Annotated in this window: 2 protein-coding genes; both read right to left on the bottom strand. The window is 53.8% G+C overall.

The genetic code is table 11. The features are described from left to right. Window positions 1-169, bottom strand: a 169-nt coding sequence (locus DW757_RS17870) for a DUF3847 domain-containing protein (protein ID WP_243033759.1), incomplete at its 3' end; no start/stop codon positions are given. Continuing rightward, the gene (locus DW757_RS17205) at window positions 162-440 is read right to left on the bottom strand and encodes a DeoR family transcriptional regulator (protein WP_347560010.1); all 279 of its coding nucleotides are present in this window, start codon (window positions 438-440) and stop codon (window positions 162-164) included. The genes DW757_RS17870 and DW757_RS17205, both read right to left, overlap by 8 nt. Window positions 441-448: the final 8 nt, after the last annotated feature.

The raw sequence follows: 448 nt of genomic DNA, 5'->3' as shown, positions 1-448 counted from the left end.
AACTTTCCAGCATACCGCCACGAGTACAGAGCCGGTGCGTCCGTTCCTTTCGGGTAAGCTGCTTTAACTGGTGCTGCAATGCCTTTTCATCATTGATGGCTTTCCGCAGTTTCTTTTCGCTTTTCTCCAACTCCCGGTTGAGCTTTTCCAGCTTTGAGGTATCAGGCAAGGGCAGCGTCCTCCTTTCCCGGTATCAGCACATAAATCCTGTTTGGTTCTCCAACGCCCTGACGCACCCGCATGATAAGTCCGGCGGTTTCCAGTTCATTCAGAGAACGCTTGACCGTCATGGGACTGCGGGACAGGACTGCGGCAATGGCTGTGACAGGGAAGCAGACAAACAGGATTCCGTTCTCGTCCTCCTGACCTTTGGAGAGCATAGCGTCCAGCATCCGGCAGTACATGACCTTTGCGGTGCTGCTGACTGGAAATCCTGTCAACGCTCTGG

The sequence above is a fragment of the Clostridium sp. AM29-11AC genome, from assembly GCF_003480545.1.
GTDB classification, from domain to species: domain Bacteria; phylum Bacillota; class Clostridia; order Lachnospirales; family Lachnospiraceae; genus Otoolea; species Otoolea saccharolyticum_A.
This window is presented reverse-complemented; position numbering and strand designations above follow the sequence as displayed.